The following is a 25,410-nucleotide window of genomic DNA, read 5'->3' on the forward strand; positions in this document are numbered from 1 at the left end:
CGCTCTCCTTAATACCCCCTACTCCAACTGAAATAGTCACGAAATTGATGAATTTCTAACCATTAGATGGACCAATAACTAGATACTACCCCTTTAAATTAGGGCAAGTTTAAAAGCGTCGGACTTATAATCCGAGATGTTTAAATACCAAATCTAACTTAAGTTTCTCTATAGTTTTTTGCCCTATAGAGATAATCTTGTGCTTACAGTAATCTGCAACTGCTCAAGACAGAATCCAGAGAAGTGGCCTCTAATCCTTTTATGTCGGATCAATCCTTTTTATCTTTTGCTCACCATCGAACAACACCTTCGTCTGCCCACCGTTTGCCTCTCCTTGAAACTCTACTTCGTAGTCATCATTGACATATACCTCATACTTACTCCAGTCAGCATATGCAAGGTACATGAGATTTACCCTTTGCTTAAAATCAGCATCGAGCCTTTCTTTTAAAAAAGTAGAGAAATACCCATCTACTAACCGGTCTTGTTCAGCCTCATCAATGTCTTTTGACACCTGAGCTAGAAGTGATTCAAACACTGGGGTAACTTTTTTCTTTTCTTTCTCTGCTTTTTCAAGAAAATCACCTATGCAAGACTTAAGGAACACGCCTACTTCACGATTTGTACGTTCATATGCGTAATCATATCCCCGTCTTTTAACCCGAAGGTGGGCAGGCACGCCAGACTCAATAAGTAATTTCGCGAATTCTAAATTTTCCAATTTGTGCAAAACTGAAGCCTGCTCTTCCCTTGTAAGACTATCAACATCATTTAAAAATCTTTTAAATGAGATTATATCATTGTGATTCATAGCCCAAAGTAGATATCTACACAGATCACCACCGGTATAGAAATCATCCGGCGCTGCTATATCCGTCATTCCTTTAGAGGCCAAATAGTCAGATAATTCTTGGTCACCGCAACTGGCTCTCCACTTCACTGTTTCATTGTGTTTAGATATATGAGATATATTTGCACCCATTGCTATCATTTTTTCGGATATCTGAATCGAATACTTCGAAGTGTACCCACTAAAAATACCGAATATAGGGGTGCAACCTCTCGAATCTTCTTGGTTAATATCGGCTCCAGCGTTAACAAGAATCTCTATATACTTGTGTGTAGCTTTTCTATCCCCTGATGCTATGTGAATAGGATAGGTTCCTGTTTCATCGGAATTCTGGCAATTAACATCTACACCTAATTTTATTAGATGGTTAACTATCGATTTTGCATCCAAAATGATAGCTGCCGATAGTATATTTAATCCTTTGTCGAGTAGATGATGCTCAACAAATGTTCTTTTCTCGAGTTTTGAATTTAGATCTATTCCAGAATCCGCAAGGAATTTGAAGAGCTTTGTATTACCAATGCGCAGTGCGTGTATAGTTAATGGACAGCCTTGAATAAGAACATCACTATCTATAGCTTTGCCTTTTAAGAGTTGAACTATTGTATCAATTTCATCTTCCAGTACTGCAAAATACAAATTTACATATGTAGATGTTTCCCGCACATTCTTTATTAAAGTCTTCTTTGTTGTCTTCCTGTCACCGTTGATACATAAAGTTCTCGTTGAATCTTCTTGATAGTTGTTAACCTTAATATAAAGCCAAGTTGGTTTCTGCTGCTTTAGAGCCTCCTCAAGAGCATTAGTATCTAACGAGGAAGCCCCCACAATAGTTACTGACAAGAAATCATCCAAAATGAAAGTATCTTCTATGTGATAGCCTTCGAAAAACGGTACATTTTCATCAATTTTATCGAAATATGGGGATAAGCTTGAAATAGCTTTCTCATTATCTTCAAACTGACTAGCAATTATTTCAACTTTGACTTCTGACATTTACTTCCTACCTGTATTAACAGTGACAACTAGAGGCCTAGTTGATTATCCATAACATCTAGACTACCTAATTGGTGTACTTAACTCGAACACCTTACCACTATGTTTAGCCCGCAGATAACACTCAGTCCCATATGACTTTGGTTAGTTTCTTGGAAGGGAGTTCTCTGCATTAAAGAAAAAAGCTGAAGATCAGCTAGGTAACTATCAAAAATGAAAAGAAGCACGCAGAGAGAAGTCGCCAAAGCCTTGCGTAATCTCGAAATCCCTTTCACCTTGATCATATAGTGACTGCCATAGAAATCAACTGCTTTATACAAGGGGACGGAGGGATTAAATTATAACCAAAGGGATAACTAACCAATAAATATTCCCTCGCCCCCGATAGGTAACAACGCCGGAATACCCGTCCCGTCAACGTATCCAGGACGGGACAATGTTAGTTCATACTAAATCCTGACTAAGAGCAACCCCAGTCAATCCTGCTTTAGAGATCAATGTCTTCAATTTCTCCGTACAGAATACACTGGTATATTGATCATACTCCGTCTTAAAAATGAGGTTAGTACCAACGCTCTCCATTGTGAAAACAATTTTGGCAGGCCCAATATCAGCCCCCTCCTCAATCATACGTTCGCTTTTCAATGCATCAGCATCAACAACCACATGCGGAACGAATAAGAAGAAAGTACCTTTGTCCGTGGTAAATGGCAGAAATTCTCCAAAAGGAGATAGATCTTTTTTGAGGCAAGCTTCAGCGCGCTCCGACAACACCAAAATGCTGCCCTTCCAAACCGACAGATCAGGATAAACAGGGATATCGGAGTCGTCATACAGAGAGCTAAACCAACCGTCACAATCCCGCCAGTCATCTGCGATAGAAGCCGTGACACTCGTTAACTTTCGAGACAACTGTCGACCTAATGTTTTTCTGAGTAAAACCCCATCAAAAAACAAACCACCATAGGTCCTTTCATCGGGAATGATTTTATAAATATTCATGATACTTTCTTGTAATACGTTTTTTGCGACTTATCAGTAAGGCAATGACAAAGCTCACCATCTGTCAGCCCTGCGCGAATCCCTTTCAAAACTTGCCTACCGGCCTGCTCTGACATAGCTGGCTCCAGCTTACCCAATACATGCTTCTCATAAGCCGTGGTATGGATTCTGGAATGTGGAAGTGCACTTTTCATCGCCCAATGAGGTACATAGCCCATCCCCGAAGGTAACCACACACCGTTAGATGGATCGTTAATACCGATACCTAGCTCATGCAGTTTGGTCCTGGCATCAATGGCATCAGGTGACTGCACATATCGACCAGTGATCTTATTCTTGATCATCCGTCCGTGCCCAGGAACAACATGGTGGCATGAGCAATTCTTATCAGGAGCCACATCGCCTACAGCACTCATATTCCGCTGCAAGTCTTTTGTGGGATGGTGACCTTCGGACTCCAGGCGATCAAGACGTGAATCGAGTTGATCTTCAGTTTCGTTATCAGTAGGTCTATTTCCCTGCTGATAAAGTGCTAGCTGATATTGCACATCAGCCATAACCTTTAGGCTTCTGCGCTGACTATTGAGATAGTCCAACTTTTCCTTTAGCAGCTTTTGGTGCTTTTTGAGAGCACTTTGACTCGATATCTTCTTAGTTTTAGCGGCATGGTATTCACGCGCTAATGTCTCGTACTCATCAAGTTTGAGATTCAATGGATCCTTAGGTAACGGCATAGTAGCTTCATCCTTGTCTACAAAATTAAATTCCTTGTTGTCAGGCTCAGACTTCATGGTCTAGAGCACGTAGAAAGCGAATACTACCACGATATTTTACAACTGATAATCTCCCTGGTTCGCATTTACACGCCATTCTGAAAGGACTATTTAGATGCCAAATTTAGAGAGCACAAAAGAATGGAGCACCGCCGAAGCGGTAGATTGCTGGACGTATACAAAAATAGGGCCTACTCACACTCATAAGCCGATCAGCTATCAGTGTGAACAAGCCCAAGGGAAAACTTAGTTTACAACCCCCTCTGAATCACCGCATTAGTCACTACATCATCAATGGAACATACCGGCGATTCTGATTCCACCCACGCCGATCCACCAAAGTAAGTTTGATAAATTTTCTCAGCAGTTCGGGTAGCCAGCGCCTGGGTGGTCAAGGTTGGATTGGGGCCGCCGATCGCGTTGGCCAGTGCCGAGTTATCAGCCACATACAAACGTTTTACAAACCTTGATTCCGCATTTTCGTCCAACACCGAGTTGCTGGCATCCGAGCCCATGCGCATGGACGATTGTACGTGTAACAAGATTGGCACTGTATCGACCCGAAGCACTTCCGTCGCCCCAGCTGCACGTAAAATGCTGGCGGCTTTATTGGCCAGGAACTCGCGGTTTTCCAGGGTACGGGCCGAGCGTTGGCGTTTTTCCATATCCACTCTAGCAATTGCACCGTGGTCATCATTACGGGAGGCGGATATTTCCACGCGATTTTCAGGCTCTACATCATCATCGGTAATGATTAACATGGTCAGTGTGTTATTGATATTGTCGAGGATATTTTTTAAATCCTTGCCAACTACCCTGCCTGTCTCACCATCCCATTCGCCGAACACGCCACGGCCATTATCGTATTGGCCGCGAATACCGCTGTCACTGAACATCAAGGTGCTGGAAAGGAATGACGGCCCCATGGTCGTTGGCTCAATACAGCCACGGGTCGGGAAATCCGCACGGGCGGATGAGCCTACGCCTTTGGCACCACCGGTATAAAACGGGAATACGCCAACCACGATATCGAAGGCGTGATCGGTTAAGCCCCGCCCTACCCAGTCGTTGGGGTTGGGTAAATCACTGTTAAGCCACAAGCGGGGATTTTCAATACAACCGGCAGACATCACCACAACGCTGGCCTGTTCTGTTACGGTTTCACCGGTATTAACATCACGCCAGGTCACTCCGGTCGCCTGATCTACGCCATTAATATTCTCATAGTGAACTTGAGTAACATAAGCATCCGTGACCATGGTGACTGCACGACCATTAGCCGCCCATAAATCCGCCGTTAGCGCCATAGGTACATAACTGTTGTCGGTGGAGCGACGGGCTTTTAGATTTCGGGGCGCCAGGCGTGGTTGATAACAACCTTGCAAGCAATGGCCGCAGAACGTACAGCCACTGGCCTGGGGATATTCCAAGGCGATGGTGTCTGTCGTAAGCCCGGCATTACCGCCCGGTTGCAATACGGCATTTTGCTGAGGGCGATAGCTGTCACCTGTGATATCCCTGGTTACCTGCACATTCATGCCAAGGTGCTCACAACCGTTGAAGAAGGTTTGCTCACTGGTTCCCATAGCAGCGGTTTGTACCGGTAGTGTGGCCTCAACCCATTCATAGTAGGGTTTTAATTCCTCGTAGGTGAATGGGAATTCGTAGGCTCTATCGTAGAGGTTTTTATCATCCCCGTTATAGCCGGCAAATGCGCCCGGCATGGCTCTGGGTGAATTGCCAAAATACATTTGTGTGGTTCCCCCCACGCCGGCCACATTGATGATTTGCGCCGGTTTGGGTAGTTCACGCGCCCAGAATTGTTTGTCGCGATCTCCCGGGCCATAACGCTTGGTTCCGGTGATCGGGTTGTTGGAATCGTTTTCAAAATGGGTCCAGGCCTGCTCTGAGTCCGCATTGCGTGCACCGGCCTCCAGTAATAATACATCCAATCCACGCTGGGCCAATTCTTTCGCCACCACTGGGCCACCACCACCTGCTCCAATTACAATAACATCACGCATCGACTTCACTCCTCCCCTGGTAGTAGCCAATAAAATCATCCCACCCTTCAACCGGGCCATGAGGTAAATAGTTGCTTAAATCCCATCCTACGGGCCGGTAGGTTAACTGTTTGGATTCAGTGTCATAAACCTGCCATTCAGAATAGGAACCAAAGGCAGCAAACTGCATGATGGCGCCGGCCGCAAAACTGATTAAACCTGAGATACTGTCGTTCATTTCACCGCTCAGGTTTGCAGCAATCTCGGCCAACAAGTCGGGCAATTCAGTTTCGAACTTTTCAAAGACCCGGGCTTTCTCCTCCCAGCTCAAACGTGCAAATGGGGACAGTTGAACGCCGGTTGCCCAGGGGTTAACCGTACTGGCCAATACGTTGAGCAACATGGCAAAAATTCCCGCCAGAGGAATATGCGAAGTATCTTCCAGGTATTGCTCTATATGGGCTTCAAGCCGGTTCATTACCCACTGCTCTAGCGGCGCCAGCAAAGCTGCAGCCGCTGCGGGCAAAGGTCCGGCAGCATCGGAATAACTTTTTGTGACAGCGGTAAATAAATCCGCTGAGAGTGACTCGGGCATTTCCATATACTGGTTAAAGCCTTCGACCAGGAAGTCATCTGTATCTGCGGCCATGCCCCCTTTTTGGAACAGGTAAAACTCGCCCTGGCCAATAGAATGCAAGTCATTCCCTGGCACCATAAAGGAGACTACGCCAGCCATCGTATCCTTGGTTAAGGCTGCGAGAACCTGTTCAATAATATCGCTGGATGCCAATAGGGCCGCATCGGCTTTAGGTGAGTGCATCAACAGTGAAGGTGTTATGGCCGCAGCAACGCCGGCCAGTCCAGATCGAACCAGAAAGTTACGACGCTCTTTTGAAACGGCTTCACTGGAGATGTTTGATTCATCGAGTGGGGATGATTGATCTCCCGGAGGACTCACACCATCCCTTATTTTTTTATTATTCATAAAGCTTCTACCATTATCAGACATTGGTAGAAACATTTTTCAAGGAAATCAGTGACGCTTATATAGCAATTTACGACATCATCGGAATCTACACGTGGCCTTGTTAAAGATTTGACTCAACTAACTTTACGGCTACTTGTTAGAAAGAGCTGCCGGTACTTACCAGGCCCAATACCTGTCCACTGTTTAAAGGCACGTAAAAAGCTACTGAGATCACTATATCCCAACCAGTTTGAGATTTCGTTGATGGAATTATTCTCGGCAGCCAGGTACTCAATCGCCATTTTCTCGCGAGTTTTTTCTAACAGGCTGGCGTAAGATAACTCATTTGCTTTTAGGCGACGCTGAAAGGTTCTCAGGTTCATACCCAGAGCACTGGCCACTTGCGCACAACTCACATCGCCGATCGGTAAACGTCGCCGTAAAATAAATTCCACTTGTTCGCCAAGGCTGGCCCCGGACGTACGGTTTAGCGTTCGTTCCGCGGTACTCAATCGATGAAAGGAAGGTTCCGCAAACTTGGTAACTCTATGTTCCAACCAGGTTTGGGAAATTAAAAAACAGGTTTGCTTCTGACCAAATTGCACCGGAATATCGTACAAAGCGCGATACTCTTGTTCGCTTTCGACAGGACAATGGTGATTCAAATGAAGACCGGCAAAGCCTTCACCGCCCAGGCATTGGGCGTAACGATATAAAAACATCATCCGTGCATCCACAATCTGCCGACTGACCAGATCGGGAGCCAGTGGTTCGAATACCAGCTTGTAGGTGACGCCATCCATTGCTTTGGGGCAAACAGGCTCCAGACGCATTTGTCCCATTTCCGAGAACACAGGTAAATAGCGTATCAGTATCTCCAATGCTTCCTGGACGTTGCGCCCCACGTACATCAGTTCCTCAAACCCTTCCATCTTGGTGAGCTCTATCTGCCGGGCAACCTTAATGGCGAAAATCGGGTCAGCAATGCACTTTTCCGTATCCCGGGCGATTTGCAAAAACAGGGGCAAGGGAAGACGCTTGGTCCGGTCTATTAGGTATTCCACACCTAAATTGTACTTTTGACCTATGACTTCATAGTCAACGGGAAATCCCAGTTTGAGGGCTGTTCGCAGGTACTGAAAGGCGGTCGCCATAGAAATTTCAGCGTATTCATCCATAACTTATATCGCTCCAGCTTCGAGTGATATTCCTGGGTAATTATTATTTTTCTTCGAATACAATCTGGCATTAATAAATGCCGAAAAATTACCCTAGCAGCTAAATACGATTTTCAATATAGCATTTTGCGACAAATACTATGGCTATTTTTCAGGCCAGCTTTTATAAACACAGCCTACCGGCTCAGTTTTTTCTACTTCAGGCAGAGCTCCCTCCTTTACCGCCAAGATGGCATTCAGTAAATCATGCTGATCAAAGGTGTTACGCAAGCGCCCAATCGACGCAAAGCGGTTATCTATGCGTCCGCGATAAACCAACTCCCCTTGTTTATTAAATACAAAAGCTTCTGGCTTTACGCCTGAACGCAATTTATCGGCAATGGCGGTTTGACTATCCAGCAGCAAAGGGAAATCCACGTCGTATTCACGCTGATAATTCAGGATGCTGTCCCTGGTGGACCAGTCATCGGAGAAAACACCGTAAAAGTCGATGTCATGTTGGCTGGCAATATCTGCCAGCTCTTTAAGACGCGGTGTCATACGACGGGAGATAGGGCAATCAGACGCCATAATCACATACACACTGTGCTTATTGCCTATGGCATCGGCAAACTGATGGGGGTTGCCTGCCATATCAACGGCGCTTAAACCCACCAACAGAGATTCGATTTTGTCGGCATAGGCCGACGGGATCAAGGCCAATACCATTAAGCTCAGTTTCAGATACATACTTAAGCTCATGAAAAATTACCTCTTTTTCGCTAACCCCAAGCGTTCAATCAACAACTGCTCTTGTGGGTGGAACGCAATGCCCTGTTGCCAGATACGCTTAGCCTTATCGTGTTTGCCCATGCGCTTATAGAGATCACCCAGCTCCTGATAGGTTTTGGCGTACAGAGGCTTTTGGCTCTCCTGTTTTTCCTGTTGCTTGATCAGTTGGAGGAAATGTCTTTCTGCCACGCGGCGATAGTCTTTATCCTCTTCTGCACCATAACCTACTGCCAAACCGAAGCGGGCATCCCACAACGTACTGTCAATGGCCAGGGCTTTTTCGTAATGGGTAACGGCTCTTGTGGCATAGGTATATTGAGCGACCATGGATTCTGTGAAGGTCGAGGCAATACCCATTAGAGAACCGTACACCATATGCAAGCGTGCATCGTCGGGATTCTTTTTCAGCATTTTCTTTAACAGATCTGTTGCGTCATCCATCTTATCCTCATCGGCCAGAATAATGCGGTGCAGTGATTCGCCCTCTTCTTCCCAACTGCTTTTGAATTTCAGCTGCTCGATAATGTCCTCAAGAGACAGATCACCGGTAACCAGTTTGGGATCGGACGGACGGGTCCAGGATTCCTGAGACGCAGCCTGTAACAAACGCGCATCGCGATCACTGTTGGCAATCACCGAGATATAAAGTTCACCCATTTCCTGATCGGTACCCCAGCCCCAGGTTGCACGTACCGGCGGGTTATAAGGGTTATATGGATTGTCCGACGAGTTATCGTAGGAGGTAATGGTATCGATACGCGTGCCTTTGGGCAGGAACAGCGGCTCGCGGTAATAGTAGTTACCCTGCCAACGGAAATCCCAGGTGACATCCAGCAACTGAATCACTTCACCATTTGGCAAGGTGGCTTTGACATCGGCATGGGTGCCCAAGTAATGCATATGCGGGCCGATATCGACAATCTGCATATCCGCTGGCAACTCCATCCAGAAGTGGCGTTTGTAGTCTTTGGCACCGGCCGGAATATCCACCTGATTGGTGCCTACAAATAACGAGGTCAGGGATTTTTTAATCGGCTTTTTGGCCAGATAAATTCCGAAGCGACTTTGGTCTGTGGCTTTTTTTCCGGTTGGGTGATAGTGAATTTCAAATACAAAGTCTGCTCCCCCCGGTAACTTAACACCAATGCCATCGGGGTATTTCACCGGATTACCGCCAGGAGCCCAGGCACCTAAACCTGCGGCACTGTTATCTTTATCCCAGTAGGAAAAGAAACCACCGGTACCGAATACCGAAAACCCTGGCTCTGGATCCTGCTCATCCTGTTTGCGGGCTTTTTTGCCGTAATCGACAAAGAAGTTGGTGTGGTGAACCACCGAGGCATCGCCTGGAATAAAATCAATGGCAGCAATTTCCAGGTCATCAGGAATAGCATCTTTCACCACGAAATAGCGATAAATATCCGGACCAGATGCAGGCACATTAAAGGCCTCCGGCATGGTAATCACAATATCCGGCTCGCCTAACTTCCATTCCGAAGTATCGATTTTCGCGGGCGGATTTAATGCGGCTTTATCGCCTTCTTTGGCGCCTTGCTTCGCCCACTTATCAAGCATGGTAATCTGATGCTCGCTAAGAATACGTTCATTCAGGTAATGACCCGAACCCGGTTTGGCTTTCCAAGGTGGCATAACGCGCTCTTTGGTCACATAGGCAATGACCGGCGCCAAATGGCGGGTTTGCGAATAGTCCAGCAACGGGAAAGGCCCTACGCCGTTTGGACGGTGACACTCCGAGCAGTTGGCATTGAGCAGATTGGCAATGTGACGATTGTAGGTAACCTGCTGCGGAACAATCTCTGGCGTGAACTGGCACGCCTGCTTGTCGGTTACCGTCTTTAGCGCAACGGCTTTACCCGACGTCACTCCCTTACTTAATACGCGTTTAAATTCCTTAGCGAGTACAGGGCCGCGATAAACCGGACGATCGTATTTATCGATCATCAATGTTTCCAGTGCAGATGTGGGTTTGATTTTAGCGGCCAGGTTGCGATCAGCATCCAGAATCAACGGGAAGTTCAACCCGTATTTTGCCTGCAGCGCTTTGGCGTCTTGCCACGTAGTCTGAGAACCAGGAATGACACCGTATATAACAGCTCCGTCAGCTTTGGCCTGCTCTCCCACTCGGTTTAGCTGCTGCAATTGATCAGCGCTGATCTCACACTCTGGCACAAGAAAGGTAAATGCTGCCGGCTTAAGCTGGGTGCCATCCATCCCCAACTGCAACAGATTGCCATCCATATCCACAACCCGGGTACCCACCAAGGACACCGCAGCCTGGGGGCTGGCGTAGGTAACGGCCGACACTAACAGCAGTGTTAGCAGGCAAAGCCGTTCTGGACATAAGGGTGGAAAGACTTTTTGAATGAAACGCGGCATTAGATTACCTCTCCCCTGCCGGGGTAAAACCAAAGATAACAAGTAAATTATCAATTTTGACAACCCACCCATTAGGGCATAAACAGGCGCTGATTTGCCACAAAAATTAATCACTTTGAACAAACCTACAACAAACCCTCGCTACCTTATGGACACCACACAAGGTAAGCGAATATCACCAGTAACGCGTCGAAAAGAGGCAAGCCCTGCCGGCGGCAACAAAACCTTCATCACAGTGTCGCAATAAGTTCACTGAAGCATGGATTTGAAATCTGTACCTTGCCCGCAAACCACGGTAAACTCCCGCCACATAAGGACTTTTCGGTTTTGACCACAGAAAAATCAACCGAAATTGGTGAAAATATAGGCTAAATGCTAAAGCGACCACCAAGTCAGTGAATAAGTCCCCAATAAGCCGCTCTGTCGGGCAATGACAACAAGAACCCAAGACCTGCTGGAAGCAAAAAGCGGTACCTATGAAGAATAAGCCCCTCAACCCCCTGACCTTTTGGCCACAAGCCATTGGGGACCTGGCCTTGGGTATCTATACGTTTTTACACTGGCCCAAATCCCTGTCCAGCCGTGTAGACCCTCCCGTCACCGTTAATGAACAGTTCTTTGGCATCAATATCGCTACCTCCAGTGACGAGCGCAGTGATGATTATGTCTTGGACCACGTGCGTGAGCTGGGTTTTAAGCATGTGCGCCTGGACTTTACCTACGACTCCATTGGTGGTGACGCTGAGCGTTTATTACACAAGGCGCTGGATCAAGGCCTCGAAGTTCTGCTGGATATCTTCCCTTCCTTTGAAGATGCTCAACAAATCAGTAAAGACCCGGGCGCCGACCAGCGGTGGTACGAGTTTGTTGAAACCATATTCAGCCGCTACGGTGTGCATAAAGATCAGCTGATTTTTGAGATTGGCAATACACCGAACCGCGGCAAGTGGTCCGGGTTCAGCTCCATTGGCTATATCAATGCCTGGAATATTGTCAGCCCGCTAATGGATAAATACGACGTACGTATTGCTGGGCCCAATATTTCCGACTTTGAACCGCTGGGTAATATTTCCTACCTGCGGGCCATGAAGCGTATCTCCCAGGTACCACCCATTCACACCACCAACCTGTTTGTAGAGCGTGTGATAGAGCCAGAGGCCAACGATCACCGTGTACTCGGTGACTGGGCCCGTGACTGGCTGCGCTTAAATCTGGTGAAGAAAGCCCGTGCGATTGATGCCATTGGTAAAGAGCTGGGCTGTGAAGAGACCTACTGCACTTATAAGTGCTGGACCATTCGCCGTCTTAACCGCTGGTCCGATGATCCGGAACAAAAACAGGCTGATTACCTGATGCGCTATATGGTGCTGGCTGCCACCAGTGGCGCACTGGATCGCGTTTACTGGGGGCCACTGGTCTGTAACCGCGACGGAATTATCGACTGTGGCGCCGAAGGCTATCCTGAAGTCGACAACGTCAGTCATTACCGTGAAATTCGCGGTAACTTTGAAGATTATCGCGTCCGCCCCGCTTTTAAAGCACTCAAACAAGCCAACCAATTGCTGGCCGGTGCCACCTGCATTCAGGCTGTACATTCGCAAAATGGTATTCACCATTTTGTCTTTGTAAATGATCAGCAACAGGAATTTCATATCAGCTGGTGCCGTGACGGCTTCAGTTTGCCTATTGGCCTGGTGTATCCCAATGCCTGGGATGATGAAGTCAGCTTTACCAATGTACTGGGCGAAACGCTGACAACTGCACCGACACAAATTAACGAGCAACCACTGGTTATTCGCTTTAATTCGATTCACCCACGTTGGCGCCCTGATGCCGACAAACTAGCAGGACTTCCGGATATGACAGTGCTCAACATCCCGGCTGAGCAGCGCCAGTACCTTCCCTTTAATAACAGTAACTGGCGTGGAGCCCTGGCGGTTAATGACGGCCAAAATCTGGATGACACCCTGGCGGCCCTGCTGCCCGAGGCACTGGAAACCGCACCTGTCGATCACCTGATCCGTGACAAGCGCAACAAGGTTTGGAATATCACCACACCAACCAATGGCACTCTGACCATTAAATTAAACCGCGCCGTTGGCGGCAAGCGCCTCAGCTACCGCTTCTTGCCCAGCAAAGGTAAGCGTCATTGGGACAACGCTGCGGCCATGCTGCGCGCAGGCATCAACACGCCACAACCGGTCGCTTACTTTGAGCGCCATCAGTTAAGTGGTATTGAGCCAAATTACTATGTTACCGAGTTCTTGCCCGGTGCCTTCTCTTCCCGTGATGTGTTTTCCAGCATCAATAATGGTGAAGCCGACTTCCGCGGTATGAGCCATGAATACCTGCTGGAGACGATCGGTAATTTCGTTTGCCGTATGCACGATGCCGGTATTATTCATCGTGACCTGTCGTCCGGTAATATCCTACTGACTCAGGATGGCGATACCGCTACACCCTATCTGATTGATATTGGCCGTGCCAAACTGAAGAAGAAGCTCAACTTGCGCGAGCGCCTGATTGATGTAATGCGTATCGTTTACAAGCTGGATTGGCCGGACCGTGAACGCTTGGTGAGCTACTACGAAAAAGCTTACGGCAAAGAAGTGAAAGGCTGGCGCCAGGCGGCGAAGTACTATGAATTTAAACAGCGTTCCAAAAAGAACATTAAAGGTAAGCTCAAGTTTAAAAAGAAACGCTAGTCAAACCAGCTAACACATAAACGCGAGACACAAGGATGTGTCCTATCGCTGTAATACCACAGAGAATTAAACACTCTGCATGTCTTCTCGTAACGCTTCCCGATACTTTTTTGGCGTCAACTTAGTCCAGCGTTTACAAGCACGATTAAAAGCACTTTGATCACCGTACCCCAATAATCCCGCAATCTGACTTAAACTTAATTCACTGCGCGATAAATAACGCCTGGCCAACTCTTGCCTGACGCTATCGACAATATCTTCAAAATAAACGCCCTGCTTTTCAAGACGTCGCTGCAGCGTACGCTCATGCACCTGTAGCTGACTGGCTATTTGACAGATACCTATATGCCCACTGGATAATTGTTGTGAGATTAAACTTTCTACCTGCCGGGCAGTGTCGAGGGGATTCCTGGCAATTAACTGTTCAATATGCTGCTCAGCCAAATCAGACAAGGCTGAATTACCGTACTGTAATTCCCTTTCCAACAACTCGGAAGCAAAGCACATCTTGTTTTCCGCTTGACCAAAATGTACTGGGCAACCAAAACGTTTTTCGTATTCTGCAACAGGCAATACAGGCTGATGGGTCAAATCAACCATCAAACCTTTCCACGGTGGCGGTACCAGTAGCTGTAAAATCTTGACCATATTCAGAAACGATTGCTCAGCAGCGCTGCGTCGCGGCACGCCTTCTGACAGCGCCAGCTCGTAGGTCATCTCAACCACCCCCGTCGTTTCATCAATGCGGACTTCAGACGTTGCACCGGAGGTATGATACGGCAGATAACGCTGCATCATATCGACCGCTTCTCGCACGGTCTGCTGATGATGAATCAACAGGGCAACAGGCCCCAGAACAGAGATACTTTGTTGCTCTGCTAGCTGTAACCCCAGGTCATTGATCCCCAAACGCTGCTCAATAAAAGTGGAAAATTCAGCCAACTCATCCAAGCAAAAATAGGCATCTTCTGACGCCAATAAACGCGTCGATATACCAAATTCCTGGAGCAAAGCGTCTGGATCTCCGCCATATCGATGAATGATGGTATCAATCCCTTTAAGGGCATCGATGCGCATCATGGGTTTGCTTTGGATAACCATCGTACAACCTCCTCCCTTCAGGATTGATCGACTGTCATGAAATGTCAATTCAGACTGGGAGGCCTGTCATGAAAAGACAATACGATAAAGCCCCGGTCTTCGAGAATGGCATAAAGCTTAGATCAGGACAGTTTATGAAAGCCGTTATCTGCCACCAAGGCCAGCTCAGCGTTGAGCAACAACCCGACCCCACCCCTTCAGATAATCAGGTTGTTCTGGAGGTTTTGCGCTGTGGCATCTGTGGCTCCGACCTTCACGCCCGCCATCACTGCAACAGCTTGGCTGACAGTGCTACCAAAGCCGGATTAGATGGACTGATGCGCTTTGACCAAAAGGTTGTACTGGGCCACGAGTTCTGCGGTGAAGTTACAGAGCTTGGTCCCAAAGCCAATAGCAAGATCAAACCCGGCACCCGGGTATGTGCCCTGCCCTTTTTACAGCACAACAATCAACTGGAACTGCTGGGTTTCTCTGAGCGAGTCAACGGTGCCTATGCCGAATACACACTGGTAGAAGATGTCATGATGGTGCCCATCCCCAACGGCCTGGATACCGACATCGCGGCCCTCACCGAACCCATGGCGATTGGCTGGCATGCCGTTAATCGTGCGGACATCAGCCGCAAAGATGTAGCTGTAATTATCGGCTGCGGCCCCGTCGGCCTGGCCGTTATCAGTGCCTTAAAAGCCAAGGGTATCGAGCAGGTTATTGCCAGTGATTTTTCGCCCAAACGACGAGAACTTGCACAGCAATGTGGTGCCGACATCGTAGTGGACCCGGCCGAGCAATCAGCTTTTGATAACTGGCAAGCCATGGGGTTCAGTATGAGAACCGATGACCTGTTAGGTCAGGCGATTGATGCTCGGCGCAATATGGATAAAGCACCTATCGCCTGGTGGCACCAGTGGCGCTTGGCAGAAAAGTTAGGTGTAACCAAGATCAAACGCCCCGTTATTTTTGAATGTGTCGGCGTCCCGGGACTGATTCAAAACCTTATTGATCAAGCTCCTATCCAGTCACGCTTGGTTGTTGTCGGCGTCTGCATGGAAAACGATAATTTTGTTCCTAGCACCGCCATCAATAAAGAAATTGATATCCGCTTTTGTGTTGGTTACACGCCATTAGAGTATCGCGATACCTTACACCTTCTTGCCGAAGGCAAACTCACCGCAGCACCCTTAATCACCGGCAAAGTCGGCCTTGACGGTGTCGAGAATGCGTTCGATGCCCTGGCCGATCCCGAGCAACACGCCAAGATTCTGATTGATCCCCGCAGCTCACTATCCTGCCCGGCATAAACTCAGTCCAATATAAGAATAATCCTATGACCGCTAGCCTTCCCCTCAATCAAATCGCCATATCTTCCATCGATCTTCAGCGCTCCGAGCTCTGGTGGCGACAAGGCCTTGGGTTTTTACCTTCTGGCTGTACGCGTCTTTTTCGTGGCAAGGCCCTGTCTGGAACAGCGGGCCTGCCAAATGCCGCTGCCACAGCACGCTGGCTTGTAGGAAGTGACGAGTGGCTGCAAATTGAATTGTGGCAATACGAAAGCCCTCTGGCACGGCTCATGCCTGCCGACTATTCACCGTTGCATGAAGGCTTTAGTCGTTGCGGTGTTTGGATTAAAGCCTTTGATGCAACCGTAAAACGCCTGAGCGAACTGGGCTCGCCGATACTCACTGACATTCAGGGAGAAAAAGGCCAGCGCCGCGCCTGCGTCCGTGATCCTGACGGTATTTTTGTTGAGTTGTTTGAAGCCGATCCCTTATCTCTCGCAGAAAGTGCCTATAAAGCTAACGCGGCGTTTCGCAGCGTAACCATTACGACTCGAGACTTAAACAAAGCAACTACCTTTGCCAAACAAGGCTTAGGGTTACAGCCAACCGATAACATTCACACCAACGAACATGAAACCCTATGGGGATTGGATGGCGCACATTGTGAGCGTAGCTGTTTTAGATCCGGGCCGATGCTATTGGAATACGTGCAATACACACAACCTCAGGTTATTCCCAAACCGCAAGATGCCCGCCTTAACGATCAGGGTATTTTAAATATTGCCTTCGGCGATAATCAGGGTAATGAAGATGTGTTGGTGATGCGCGAACAAGCCATCCGTGCAGGCGCCTATCCCAGCACCACAACATTACTCGGTAAAACCACTGGTGCGGTTTATATGACCGACCCACAAGGGTTTTCCTATGAGTTTATGGGAGCTAAACCAGGTTTGGCTCAGCGTTTAACGGGCTTCATTCCTCAGGAAAGCCCCAAGTTTAATCCCCCTGACAACCAACAAGCTATCACCTCCCGCTGGCTACCGGTATCGGCGGACCAAGTCTTTGATTACTTTGCGGATGCCGATGGCATACAACACTACCCAGGGCTTGGAGAAATTAAGCCTCTACGTAATGGATTTAAAGTCGCTAATGGCGTTGGTGCCGAGCGACTGGTTAACAATAAAATTCATGAGCAGGTAACGGTGTTTGATCGCGAGAGAGGACTAATCCATTACCGCGCGCTTTCTGGCTGTCCACTTAAACACTATATGGGTGAGATACACATCGCTCCACACGGCAATGGCTGTCATGTGAGCTGGATAAACCGATTCCGCTCGCCGGTTCCTGGCTTAGGCTGGCTGTTTAAGTGGCAACTTACCTCTATGTTTAATCGTGTTTTACAAACACTGTCTGAACAAATCCCCCATAACAAAGACTACACCACAGGCGGAGACACACATCCGCAAGGAGAGACTCTATGAGCGAATCTGCCAAATCCGGTTTTGCCGGTAAAGCCACCAAAGGCTTTGTTCTCAACATTGTTATTACCGCCGCCATTATGGGGTTGGGCCACTTGATTTTTTACACCTTCGGGTAAGTAACTGGAGTACAACAGGAGTACCGATATGATTAAACATCTACTTACCACAGGCCTGGCTCTGGCCTCGATATCCGCATCAGTCTCTCCCCTGGCGGCAACTCTGAATGGGCAGGTACGGACAGAAGCCGGCCAACCCATTGCCGGTGCTTTGGTCACTCTGTGGAATGAACCTCGCAACCAAAAAGAAACCGTTTACACCGATGCCTTAGGTCGCTATCACCTCACCACCGAGATGACTGGCAATGTCACCCTACGCGGTCGTGCACCCTATTTCCGAGATATCAATCAGCCGTTAACCCTTGGACCAGACGATCAAGTTGATACCAACTTATCTCTCACAGCGATGACTGACCCGGCCGAGATCTCGGCGACGTTAACAGCTTCAGCGCACGCCTCTCAATTACCCTTTGAAGATGACGGCGTTCGTAACACCTTTATCAGTCAGTGTAATTACTGCCACCAACAGGGTAATTCATTAACCCGAGCGCCGCGTGACGAAGCAGCGTGGAGCGATACAGTCTGGCGCATGGAAACCTATGCGGCCTACTTAACCTATGGCGAGCATAAGCAGGTCGTTAACATACTGCATGAAGGCTTTAACGGTGATCCGATTAAAGTCCTGCAAACTTATGAGCACAGCGCTGAACTGTCACAGGCCAAAGTAAAAGAGTGGCTGGTTGCTACACCTATGTCTTTCCTGCATGACACCGTCGTAGGTTCCGACGGTAAGCTTTATGGTATCGATGAAGGCAGCGATACCATTTATGTACTGGATCGTACCGATGGCAGCTTGCAAGAATTCAAAATGGACCCGGAAGACGAACCCGTGGGCGGTGATTTTGTCGGCCTTCAAATGCCGCTGGGTATTTTCACCGGCAGCCATGGTCCTCACAGTATGGTAGAACTGGATGATGGCCGTATGTTTATCACAGCCGCACTGTCCAGCAGTATCTTTGAACTGAACGCAAAAACCGGTGAGTTTACCCGCTACCACATCCCTCGCGGCTTTCTGTGGCGCAAAGGCATGTATCCACACACCATCCGTAAAGACGCTGATAATAATGTCTGGTTTACTGTGACCTTCTCCAACCGGGTGATGAAGTTTGACACCACAACCCATGAGTTCACCGATATCGGTTTGCCTTCAGATGGGCCACTGAATTTGATGAGTGATGTCTTTATGGGTGTAGTTTTAAAAGTTGCAGGCCTCTTCCCGCACGAGAACCTGCATATGGCATTCTCTCACCACAAATGGTTAAACGGCGGTAAAGAAATTCTAAGCATGCCCTATGGTATTGATATCAATCCTAACGATGGCTCAATTTGGTATGGCAAGTTGATCGGCAATAAGATTGGCCGTATCGATCCTGAGACCATGGAAATTGTTGAGTTTGATACCCCACACCGTGGACCACGCCGTATGCGTTTCGACAAAGACGGTATTTTGTGGATTCCTTCATTTGATGAAGGCGTTCTCATGCGTTTTGACCCCAAGATCGAAGCGTTTGAGAATATCCCGCTGCCACTGCTTTCAGAAAATGAATATGAAGTGCCCTACGCGCTAAACGTTCATCACCACACAGGCGATATCTGGATTGCAGCCAATAACTCAGACCGCATGTTGCGCTATATACCTTCTGAGAAACGTTTTGTCAGCTACCCTATGCCTAGCCGGGTTGTGTGGTTCCGTGATTTTGAGTTCACTAAGGACGGCCAGGTGTGTTCCTCAAATGCCAACTTGCCGGCCTACGCCCATGAGGACGGCTTACCCGCCTTTGTATGCCTTGATCCTGAGTACAATACAACACCAACCCAAAGTGTCGCCCAACACTAGCAGTGTTTGATTTCCCGGCTTAAAGGCCGGGAAATCACAAACCATACTGCTTAGCCAAGAGAAAGAAATAATGAGTACAACAATACCAAAGGGTTACGCACTGATTACCGGCTCCGGTTCTGGTATAGGTTATGAACTGGCGATTGGGTTTAGCCAACAAGGTTACTCTATCATTGCCACAGATATTCACCTGGACACACTTGCAAAAGTAGAACGACAGTTAAAAAAGAACAATGCTTCTTATCAGTGCCATGCTTTGGATGTAACGGATCCAACCCAATGGCAAAGCCTGAAACAAGCATTGGATGAGCAAGGCATCATTCCGGATGTACTCGTCAACAATGCCGGTATTGGTTACTTTGCCCCGCTGCAGGAAACCCCGCCTGCCATTATCGATAAAACCCTGGACATTAATGTCAAAGGCATTATTTATGGCTACCAGACCTTTATTGGTGCGATGCAATCGGACAACAAACCAAGAACATTGGTCAATATTGCCTCCGCAGCCTCGAAAACCCCGATGCCCAATATGGCAGTTTATGCCGCCTCAAAGTCAGCCGTGGAAGGTTTAACCGATGTTATTGCCATGGAGTTGGCGGAAACCAAGGTTCACACTATGTGCGTGCACCCAGGCATTATCAATACACCCATTGTGCAGAATCGGGCAATGATTGGTAACGCCATTAGCGATAATCAGGTCCTGCGATTACAGCGACACTATGAGGATGAAGGATGCCATCCGAAGGATGTTGCTAATGACATTATCCATGCCGTTGCGCGGGAGCAGCGCGTGCTCTATACCGGCCCGAGCGCGCTCTTATCAGGAATTGCTTCCAGACTTCTCCCCAAACGTTTTATGGACAGGAGTTTAAGAAAGCAGGCCGCCGCCGTCGGCTATCTGTAATACGCAAAGGGCTGCCATTATCGGCAGCCCTTTTTGCTTTACTCAGTCAAATATTCTTGCGGTTTCAGTTTGCGCATTTGCTGCTGGTAGCCCGTAACATAGCCGGGCCAGACCGTCGTATTCTGGCCATGTTTATTGAGATACCAGCTTTGACAGCCCGACTCCCACACGCGACCATGGGTGTTTTCCTGCAACGTCTCGTTGTAGGCATTCTGGGCATCGCGACGTACATCAAACAACTGGACATCATGCGCCTCGATATAATCCAAACATTGCAGAACGTAGTTGATCTGCGCCTCGATCATAAGAATCATGGAGTTGTGGCCCAAACCACTATTGGGGCCAACCATAAAGAAGAAGTTAGGAATCCCGGCAACAGATACGCCTTTATGAGCCTGTGCCCCTTCTATGTCCCAACGTTCAAACAAATCCTTACCACCAGGGCCAAACAGAAAACCTTTATCCAGTGGATCGGCTGCTTCAAAGCCCGTGCCCCAGATAATAATATCCGCCTCGACCTCACGCCCATCACTGGATATCAGCCCTTGGGGTGTTATTTCTTCAACACCGGCATTAACTAGCGATACATTAGGACGATTAAAGGTAGGGTAATAATCGTTAGAAATCAGTAAACGCTTGCACCCCAACACATAATCCGGTGTTAACTGCTGGCGAATCTCTGGATCTTCTACTGTGCTTTCCAGATGTTTAAGCGCCATCTTTTTCGCCTGTTTGTGGTAGAAACTCTTTTCATCCAACAGGCCAACACGTATTTCATGACTATAAAAAATTGACTGTCGATAGAGCTTTTGCCAAAACGGTATCCACTTGAATAATGCCTTCTCAATCCCCCGATAGTACCTGTCTGGCCGTGGCACAATCCATCCCGGTGAGCGCTGAAACACATGTAACGATTTTACCTTGGAAGCGATCTGCGGAATAAACTGAATCGCACTGGCCCCGGTGCCCACCACGGCTACACGTTTGCCAGTAAGATCGATATCGTGATTCCACTGACTGGAGTGAAAACTCTCGCCGGCAAACTGTTCAACACCTTGAATATTAGGAATAGAAGGCACGTGCAAGGGTCCCTTACCCGCAATCACAAAACGGGCCACTCGCTGACTGCCATCCTTCAAATGAACATGCCACAGGGAGGTGTCATCACAAAATCGAATCTGTTGGACTTCCTGGCCAAACTGAATATGGCGATAGAGGTCATACTTACTGGCACAGGATTTTATATATTCATAGATTTCATTTTGCGGCGGGTATTTTTTACTCCAGTCGGTTTTTTGCTCGAAGGAAAAGGAGTAAAGATGGGAGGGAATATCACAACAGCAGCCAGGATAGGTATTATCTCGCCAGCATCCACCAACTTCCTGCTGCTTTTCCAATATCAGGAAATCGTCACGCCCGGACTGTTTTAACTTAATCGCCATCCCCAGTCCGGAAAAACCCGTGCCGATGATGATTATCGAGGCGTCAACCGACCTCGCGTCTGTTGCTACATTCGCGTGCTTCATGGTTCTCTCTCTCGCTTTTTACCGGGGCCGCAATTTAGATTGTCTTTTACCCCGGTTTATGGGTTTAGGTTAATTGCTGATGAATAAACGCTGTCATATCGTTAATACAGTGTTTGGCTTCAGGCAATAAAGGGTAAAACACCGGCCAAACATGGGGTTGTTTTTTCCAAATATGGATATCGATCGATGTATCTGCGGCCGTTTGCTGCTCTAGCAAGCGCAGGGAATCATCGCGTAAAACTTCACTGTCACTGACATGGATAGATATAGGCGGCAAGCCACTTAAATCGCCCATCAATGGTGATGCTAATGGTTCGGTGGCCGCAGCGCCCGATAAATAGTTCTCTGCACCTCGGCGAATAGCATTGCGATCAAACATGGCGCAGGACATTTGATTATCGTGGTGAGAGTCACCACTTACGGTCATATCCGTCCAGGGTGACAGCAAAATGGCGCCAGCCGGCAAAGGTAATTGCTGCTGTTTGAGTGACAGCAATAACGCCATGGATAGCCCACCACCGGCAGAATCGCCACTGACAATAATCCGTTCTGGCTTTACGCCTTGATCCAGCAACCAGCGGTAAGCTTCAACGGCGTCCTCCACAGGTGCGGGGTATGGATGCTCTGGCGCCAGGCGGTAATCCAGGGAAAACACTTTAATACCCGCCTTACGAGCGATACCTGTCGTCATGGCTCTGTGAGTAGCCGGCGAACCAAAGGCGTAACCACCACCGTGCAGATATAAAAACACCGCATCACGGCATACCGGTGCAATACGCTCAGGTATTTGCCATTCGCCTTTAACACCAGTCTCACTCACTGGAGTGGCTGTTACACCGCGTTCGTGTTTTTTCCCTGCCGCCTGCTTTTCCATGGCATTGCGTAGATAGGAAAACTCCATGCTTTCCTGTATCACTTTCGATTTAAAAGAGCGCTTTAAAAACCACGTCATAAAACGCGAGCGTAAACTGGGGCCACCGTAAGGGTGTTGCTTAATCGAGCTATCAATGGTCACGGTCAGATCCTTTGTTGCAAACAAGCGTTATACTTTTGGCGGGTCTACCAATGCCCCACCACCAAACATTTTCAGCAAGATGTCATAGGCACTGGGAAACAGGCGCTGGAACAGGTCAATCAAACGGGCGTCATTGCCAATGAGAATTCGCTTGCTGCGACGCTGAGCACCTTTCAGGATAATACTAGCGGCTTTGGAAGCAGGCATTTTTAAGGCTTTTTCTTCCAAAGCCTGAACAATTTTAGCGTGATCTAAATCTTTCTGGTCCAGCTCGGCACTGCGTGCAATATTGGTTCGAATGCCACCGGGATGTACACAGGCGACATGAACGCCGGTGCTTTTCAACTCCTGACGCAGGGCCTCCGTAAAGCCTCTTACGGCGAATTTACTAGCACAGTAAGACGACTGCCCTGGCACTCCAATAATGCCAAATAAGCTCGAGATATTAACCAGGGTCCCCTGGGTTTTTAACAGCGACGGTAAAAATGCGCGCGATCCGTAGACAACGCCCCAAAAGTTTACATCCATAACCTTTTTAAATGCCTCAGACCGGGTATGCATAAACTCCCCTACCCGGGTGATACCGGCATTATTTATCACCAAGTCAACGCGCCCGAAGTCTTTCTGCACCTGCTCAGCAAACAGGTTAAATGCCGATTCGTCAGCAACATCCAGGCTGTAACTGTTCACTGTCTGGCTGCCAATCTCTCGCACCTGGTCAGCGACATTAGCTAACTCAGCTTCATTAATATCTGCTGCTGCAATCGCATAGCCCTGCAGTGCTAACTGCGTAATCAACTCTTTGCCGATGCCGGAACCTGCACCGGTCACTACCGCCACGGGTGCCTGAACTGCAATACTTGAAGGCGCCATGTGTCTCTCTCCCACTCTCTCTGTATCTAAATAGTATGAACTATTCTCTGTATTATTAACTCATCTCACTGGTCAACTGAACTACAATTTGTCATCCGAACCACAAATAGTCAAGCGACCAATGAGGACAAGTAGCGTATAATTTCCCTATTCGCCTTTGCCATTTGGCGACAATGTTAGAAAAAATGAGGAATATCAATTGGTTACAACAGCCCCAAAGATGGGACTGCGAGAAAAACGCAAAGCAGAAACTCGGGAAAGAATTGTAAAGGCGGCTATTGAGTGCTTTACCGAGCACGGTTTTAACGGTGCATCGACCCGTGATATTGCCAAATCAGCGGGTGTTGGGCAGGGCCTGGTGACCTACCACTTTGAGTCAAAGGAAGTATTGTGGAAAACCGCGGTAACACAGGTCTATGAAAGCCTGCCTACTCCACCGTCGTTTGATGCCGACAGCGTAAAAACCAAAGCTGACGCTAAAGCCGCATTGATGGTCTATCTGCGCCAATTTGCCGATAACTGTTTAAATGGCCCCAATATGCCGATGTTTTTATACCATCAGGGCTCGCAACCGGATGAGAAGCTGAGCTGGATGCTGGATGAACACTTAATGCCTTCTCTGGAATCCCTGCGCCCGCTCTATGAAGCGGCCCTGCAGGTAAAGGCCATTAAACCTATCCCTTTTATTAACTTCAGCTTTTCCCTGCTGGCCGTTGTGAACACCCATTTTGCACTGCACAACGTCTACCAGCACATCTCCGGGGAAGACCCCAAAGATGCAACAACGGCAGATAAATTACTGCAAACAATTCTGGATATGATGACCGTAGATTGAAGCCGATCTAGACGAGAAACTCGGCAACGGCTTGGTTAAAGGCTGCTGGCTTTTCCGCATGTAACCAGTGGCCACAGCCCTCTAGCGTAACCATTGTTGCGTCAGGGGTGAATTGATCGATCTGAGTCTGGTGTTCAGGTAAGACATAATCAGACACGCCACCACGAATATACAGCGCCTGTCCAGAAAACGCCTGCTGAAATTCTGGTGCGGTTCTAATATCGTTGTAGTTGGCCTTCAAGCCTTCCAGATTACAACGCCAGCGATAACCGCCCGCTTCTGCACGCACCAGGTTCATTAACAGAAAACTGCGCACTCCCGGCTCTTCGATATATTCACTCATCACCTTGTCCGCCTCGCTTCGGCTTTTTACGGTGTCGGTATCAACCGCATCCAAACCTTCGAGGATCAGCTGGTGATGGGGTTTATAGTCCACCGGTGCAATATCGGCGACTACCAGACGGTTAACTCGCTCTGGAAACAATTGCGATAACTGCAAGGCAACCTTGCCACCCAGAGAATGCCCCAGAATATCCGCCTTATCCCAGCCTTTGGTCGCCATTAGACGATTAATATCTTCAGCCATCTCTCGCTGACTCATCGTCTCAGCGTGGAAAGATCGGCCATGATTGCGTAAATCCACCAAGCTTACCGGGCGATCTTTAAAGGCTCGGGCAATACCCATTAAATTTTCAGATGCGCCAAACAAGCCGTGAATCAGCAATAAAGGCATACCCGTTGCTTCGGGGTTTTCATCTCGACAATAGATTAATTCAGTCATTTGCTATCAACTAATTATCGCG

General features: G+C 48.1%; 19 protein-coding genes. 6 read left to right on the forward strand and 13 right to left on the reverse strand.

Going from position 1 to position 25,410, the window contains the following annotated elements; genetic code table 11:
* Window positions 1-259: 259 nt before the first annotated feature.
* From ACGHZ6_RS14640 to ACGHZ6_RS14675, 8 genes are all read right to left on the reverse strand, one after another.
* Window positions 260-1,846: an ankyrin repeat domain-containing protein gene (locus tag ACGHZ6_RS14640; protein ID WP_390614718.1), complete on the reverse strand. Its 1,587-nt coding sequence runs from the start codon at window positions 1,844-1,846 to the stop codon at window positions 260-262.
* A 444-nt stretch (window positions 1,847-2,290) separates the two neighbouring features.
* A complete protein-coding gene (locus ACGHZ6_RS14645) occupies window positions 2,291-2,848 on the reverse strand; it encodes a hypothetical protein (RefSeq protein ID WP_390614719.1) in 558 nt (185 codons plus the stop codon).
* Window positions 2,845-3,639 (reverse strand): AHH domain-containing protein, encoded by a 795-nt coding sequence (locus ACGHZ6_RS14650; RefSeq protein WP_390614720.1) that lies wholly within the window; start codon window positions 3,637-3,639, stop codon window positions 2,845-2,847. Before ACGHZ6_RS14650 ends, ACGHZ6_RS14645 begins: the two co-directional genes overlap by 4 nt.
* 233 nt (window positions 3,640-3,872) lie before the next feature.
* Window positions 3,873-5,645, reverse strand: coding sequence for a GMC family oxidoreductase N-terminal domain-containing protein (locus tag ACGHZ6_RS14655; protein ID WP_390614721.1), 1,773 nt, complete (start codon window positions 5,643-5,645; stop codon window positions 3,873-3,875).
* On the reverse strand, window positions 5,638-6,609 hold the full coding sequence (locus ACGHZ6_RS14660; RefSeq protein WP_390614722.1) for a twin-arginine translocation signal domain-containing protein: 972 nt from the start codon (window positions 6,607-6,609) through the stop codon (window positions 5,638-5,640). Before ACGHZ6_RS14660 ends, ACGHZ6_RS14655 begins: the two co-directional genes overlap by 8 nt.
* Window positions 6,610-6,725: 116 nt before the next feature.
* On the reverse strand, window positions 6,726-7,769 hold the full coding sequence (locus tag ACGHZ6_RS14665; RefSeq protein WP_390614723.1) for an AraC family transcriptional regulator ligand-binding domain-containing protein: 1,044 nt from the start codon (window positions 7,767-7,769) through the stop codon (window positions 6,726-6,728).
* A gap of 144 nt (window positions 7,770-7,913) precedes the next feature.
* Window positions 7,914-8,510 carry a redoxin domain-containing protein gene (locus ACGHZ6_RS14670; protein ID WP_390614724.1) on the reverse strand — a complete coding sequence of 199 codons (597 nt, stop codon included), beginning with the start codon at window positions 8,508-8,510 and terminating at the stop codon, window positions 7,914-7,916.
* A 6-nt stretch (window positions 8,511-8,516) separates the two neighbouring features.
* Window positions 8,517-10,937 carry a redoxin domain-containing protein gene (locus ACGHZ6_RS14675; protein ID WP_390614725.1) on the reverse strand — a complete coding sequence of 807 codons (2,421 nt, stop codon included), beginning with the start codon at window positions 10,935-10,937 and terminating at the stop codon, window positions 8,517-8,519.
* 476 nt (window positions 10,938-11,413) lie between these two features.
* On the opposite strand from ACGHZ6_RS14675, the gene ACGHZ6_RS14680 reads away from it, so the two are divergent.
* On the forward strand, window positions 11,414-13,642 hold the full coding sequence (locus ACGHZ6_RS14680) for a lipopolysaccharide kinase InaA family protein (RefSeq protein ID WP_390614726.1): 2,229 nt from the start codon (window positions 11,414-11,416) through the stop codon (window positions 13,640-13,642).
* A 66-nt stretch (window positions 13,643-13,708) separates the two neighbouring features.
* Here the strand turns inward: ACGHZ6_RS14680 and ACGHZ6_RS14685 are convergent, their stop codons facing one another.
* Complete coding sequence (locus ACGHZ6_RS14685; protein WP_390614727.1) at window positions 13,709-14,743, reverse strand: AraC family transcriptional regulator; 1,035 nt, start codon at window positions 14,741-14,743, stop codon at window positions 13,709-13,711.
* Between the two features lie 68 nt (window positions 14,744-14,811).
* On the opposite strand from ACGHZ6_RS14685, the gene ACGHZ6_RS14690 reads away from it, so the two are divergent.
* From ACGHZ6_RS14690 to ACGHZ6_RS14705, 4 genes are all read left to right on the forward strand, one after another.
* Window positions 14,812-16,041 (forward strand): zinc-binding dehydrogenase, encoded by a 1,230-nt coding sequence (locus ACGHZ6_RS14690; protein WP_390614729.1) that lies wholly within the window; start codon window positions 14,812-14,814, stop codon window positions 16,039-16,041.
* A gap of 26 nt (window positions 16,042-16,067) precedes the next feature.
* A complete protein-coding gene (locus tag ACGHZ6_RS14695; RefSeq protein WP_390614730.1) occupies window positions 16,068-17,501 on the forward strand; it encodes an SRPBCC family protein in 1,434 nt (477 codons plus the stop codon).
* Window positions 17,502-17,645: 144 nt separating this feature from the next.
* Window positions 17,646-19,454: a carboxypeptidase regulatory-like domain-containing protein gene (locus ACGHZ6_RS14700; protein WP_390614731.1), complete on the forward strand. Its 1,809-nt coding sequence runs from the start codon at window positions 17,646-17,648 to the stop codon at window positions 19,452-19,454.
* 70 nt (window positions 19,455-19,524) lie between these two features.
* Window positions 19,525-20,358, forward strand: a complete 834-nt coding sequence (locus ACGHZ6_RS14705; RefSeq protein ID WP_390614732.1) for an SDR family NAD(P)-dependent oxidoreductase — start codon at window positions 19,525-19,527, stop codon at window positions 20,356-20,358.
* Window positions 20,359-20,396: 38 nt separating this feature from the next.
* On the opposite strand, the gene ACGHZ6_RS14710 is transcribed toward ACGHZ6_RS14705, so the two are convergent.
* From ACGHZ6_RS14710 to ACGHZ6_RS14720, 3 genes are all read right to left on the reverse strand, one after another.
* Window positions 20,397-21,884, reverse strand: coding sequence for a flavin-containing monooxygenase (locus tag ACGHZ6_RS14710; RefSeq protein ID WP_390614733.1), 1,488 nt, complete (start codon window positions 21,882-21,884; stop codon window positions 20,397-20,399).
* Between the two features lie 64 nt (window positions 21,885-21,948).
* Window positions 21,949-22,899 carry an alpha/beta hydrolase gene (locus ACGHZ6_RS14715; protein ID WP_390614734.1) on the reverse strand — a complete coding sequence of 317 codons (951 nt, stop codon included), beginning with the start codon at window positions 22,897-22,899 and terminating at the stop codon, window positions 21,949-21,951.
* Window positions 22,900-22,926: 27 nt separating this feature from the next.
* Complete coding sequence (locus tag ACGHZ6_RS14720) at window positions 22,927-23,772, reverse strand: SDR family oxidoreductase (protein WP_390614735.1); 846 nt, start codon at window positions 23,770-23,772, stop codon at window positions 22,927-22,929.
* A 199-nt stretch (window positions 23,773-23,971) separates the two neighbouring features.
* On the opposite strand from ACGHZ6_RS14720, the gene ACGHZ6_RS14725 reads away from it, so the two are divergent.
* Window positions 23,972-24,607, forward strand: coding sequence for a TetR/AcrR family transcriptional regulator (locus ACGHZ6_RS14725; protein ID WP_390614736.1), 636 nt, complete (start codon window positions 23,972-23,974; stop codon window positions 24,605-24,607).
* A gap of 7 nt (window positions 24,608-24,614) precedes the next feature.
* Here ACGHZ6_RS14725 and ACGHZ6_RS14730 read toward each other — a convergent pair whose 3' ends face one another.
* Window positions 24,615-25,388: an alpha/beta fold hydrolase gene (locus ACGHZ6_RS14730; RefSeq protein ID WP_390614737.1), complete on the reverse strand. Its 774-nt coding sequence runs from the start codon at window positions 25,386-25,388 to the stop codon at window positions 24,615-24,617.
* Between the last annotated feature and the right edge of the window lie 22 nt (window positions 25,389-25,410).

The sequence above is a fragment of the Maricurvus nonylphenolicus genome (assembly GCF_042854845.1).
In the GTDB taxonomy this organism is placed as follows: domain Bacteria; phylum Pseudomonadota; class Gammaproteobacteria; order Pseudomonadales; family Cellvibrionaceae; genus Maricurvus; species Maricurvus nonylphenolicus.

Coding starts and splice junctions, on each gene's coding strand:
- ACGHZ6_RS14640 (WP_390614718.1), bottom strand. CDS start 1,846: ATGTCAGAAGTCAAAGTTGAAATAATTGCTAGTCAGTTTGAAGATAAT.
- ACGHZ6_RS14645 (WP_390614719.1), bottom strand. CDS start 2,848: ATGAATATTTATAAAATCATTCCCGATGAAAGGACCTATGGTGGTTTG.
- ACGHZ6_RS14650 (WP_390614720.1), bottom strand. CDS start 3,639: ATGAAGTCTGAGCCTGACAACAAGGAATTTAATTTTGTAGACAAGGAT.
- ACGHZ6_RS14655 (WP_390614721.1), bottom strand. CDS start 5,645: ATGCGTGATGTTATTGTAATTGGAGCAGGTGGTGGTGGCCCAGTGGTG.
- ACGHZ6_RS14660 (WP_390614722.1), bottom strand. CDS start 6,609: ATGAATAATAAAAAAATAAGGGATGGTGTGAGTCCTCCGGGAGATCAA.
- ACGHZ6_RS14665 (WP_390614723.1), bottom strand. CDS start 7,769: ATGGATGAATACGCTGAAATTTCTATGGCGACCGCCTTTCAGTACCTG.
- ACGHZ6_RS14670 (WP_390614724.1), bottom strand. CDS start 8,510: ATGAGCTTAAGTATGTATCTGAAACTGAGCTTAATGGTATTGGCCTTG.
- ACGHZ6_RS14675 (WP_390614725.1), bottom strand. CDS start 10,937: ATGCCGCGTTTCATTCAAAAAGTCTTTCCACCCTTATGTCCAGAACGG.
- ACGHZ6_RS14680 (WP_390614726.1), top strand. CDS start 11,414: ATGAAGAATAAGCCCCTCAACCCCCTGACCTTTTGGCCACAAGCCATT.
- ACGHZ6_RS14685 (WP_390614727.1), bottom strand. CDS start 14,743: ATGGTTATCCAAAGCAAACCCATGATGCGCATCGATGCCCTTAAAGGG.
- ACGHZ6_RS14690 (WP_390614729.1), top strand. CDS start 14,812: ATGAAAAGACAATACGATAAAGCCCCGGTCTTCGAGAATGGCATAAAG.
- ACGHZ6_RS14695 (WP_390614730.1), top strand. CDS start 16,068: ATGACCGCTAGCCTTCCCCTCAATCAAATCGCCATATCTTCCATCGAT.
- ACGHZ6_RS14700 (WP_390614731.1), top strand. CDS start 17,646: ATGATTAAACATCTACTTACCACAGGCCTGGCTCTGGCCTCGATATCC.
- ACGHZ6_RS14705 (WP_390614732.1), top strand. CDS start 19,525: ATGAGTACAACAATACCAAAGGGTTACGCACTGATTACCGGCTCCGGT.
- ACGHZ6_RS14710 (WP_390614733.1), bottom strand. CDS start 21,884: ATGAAGCACGCGAATGTAGCAACAGACGCGAGGTCGGTTGACGCCTCG.
- ACGHZ6_RS14720 (WP_390614735.1), bottom strand. CDS start 23,772: ATGGCGCCTTCAAGTATTGCAGTTCAGGCACCCGTGGCGGTAGTGACC.
- ACGHZ6_RS14730 (WP_390614737.1), bottom strand. CDS start 25,388: ATGACTGAATTAATCTATTGTCGAGATGAAAACCCCGAAGCAACGGGT.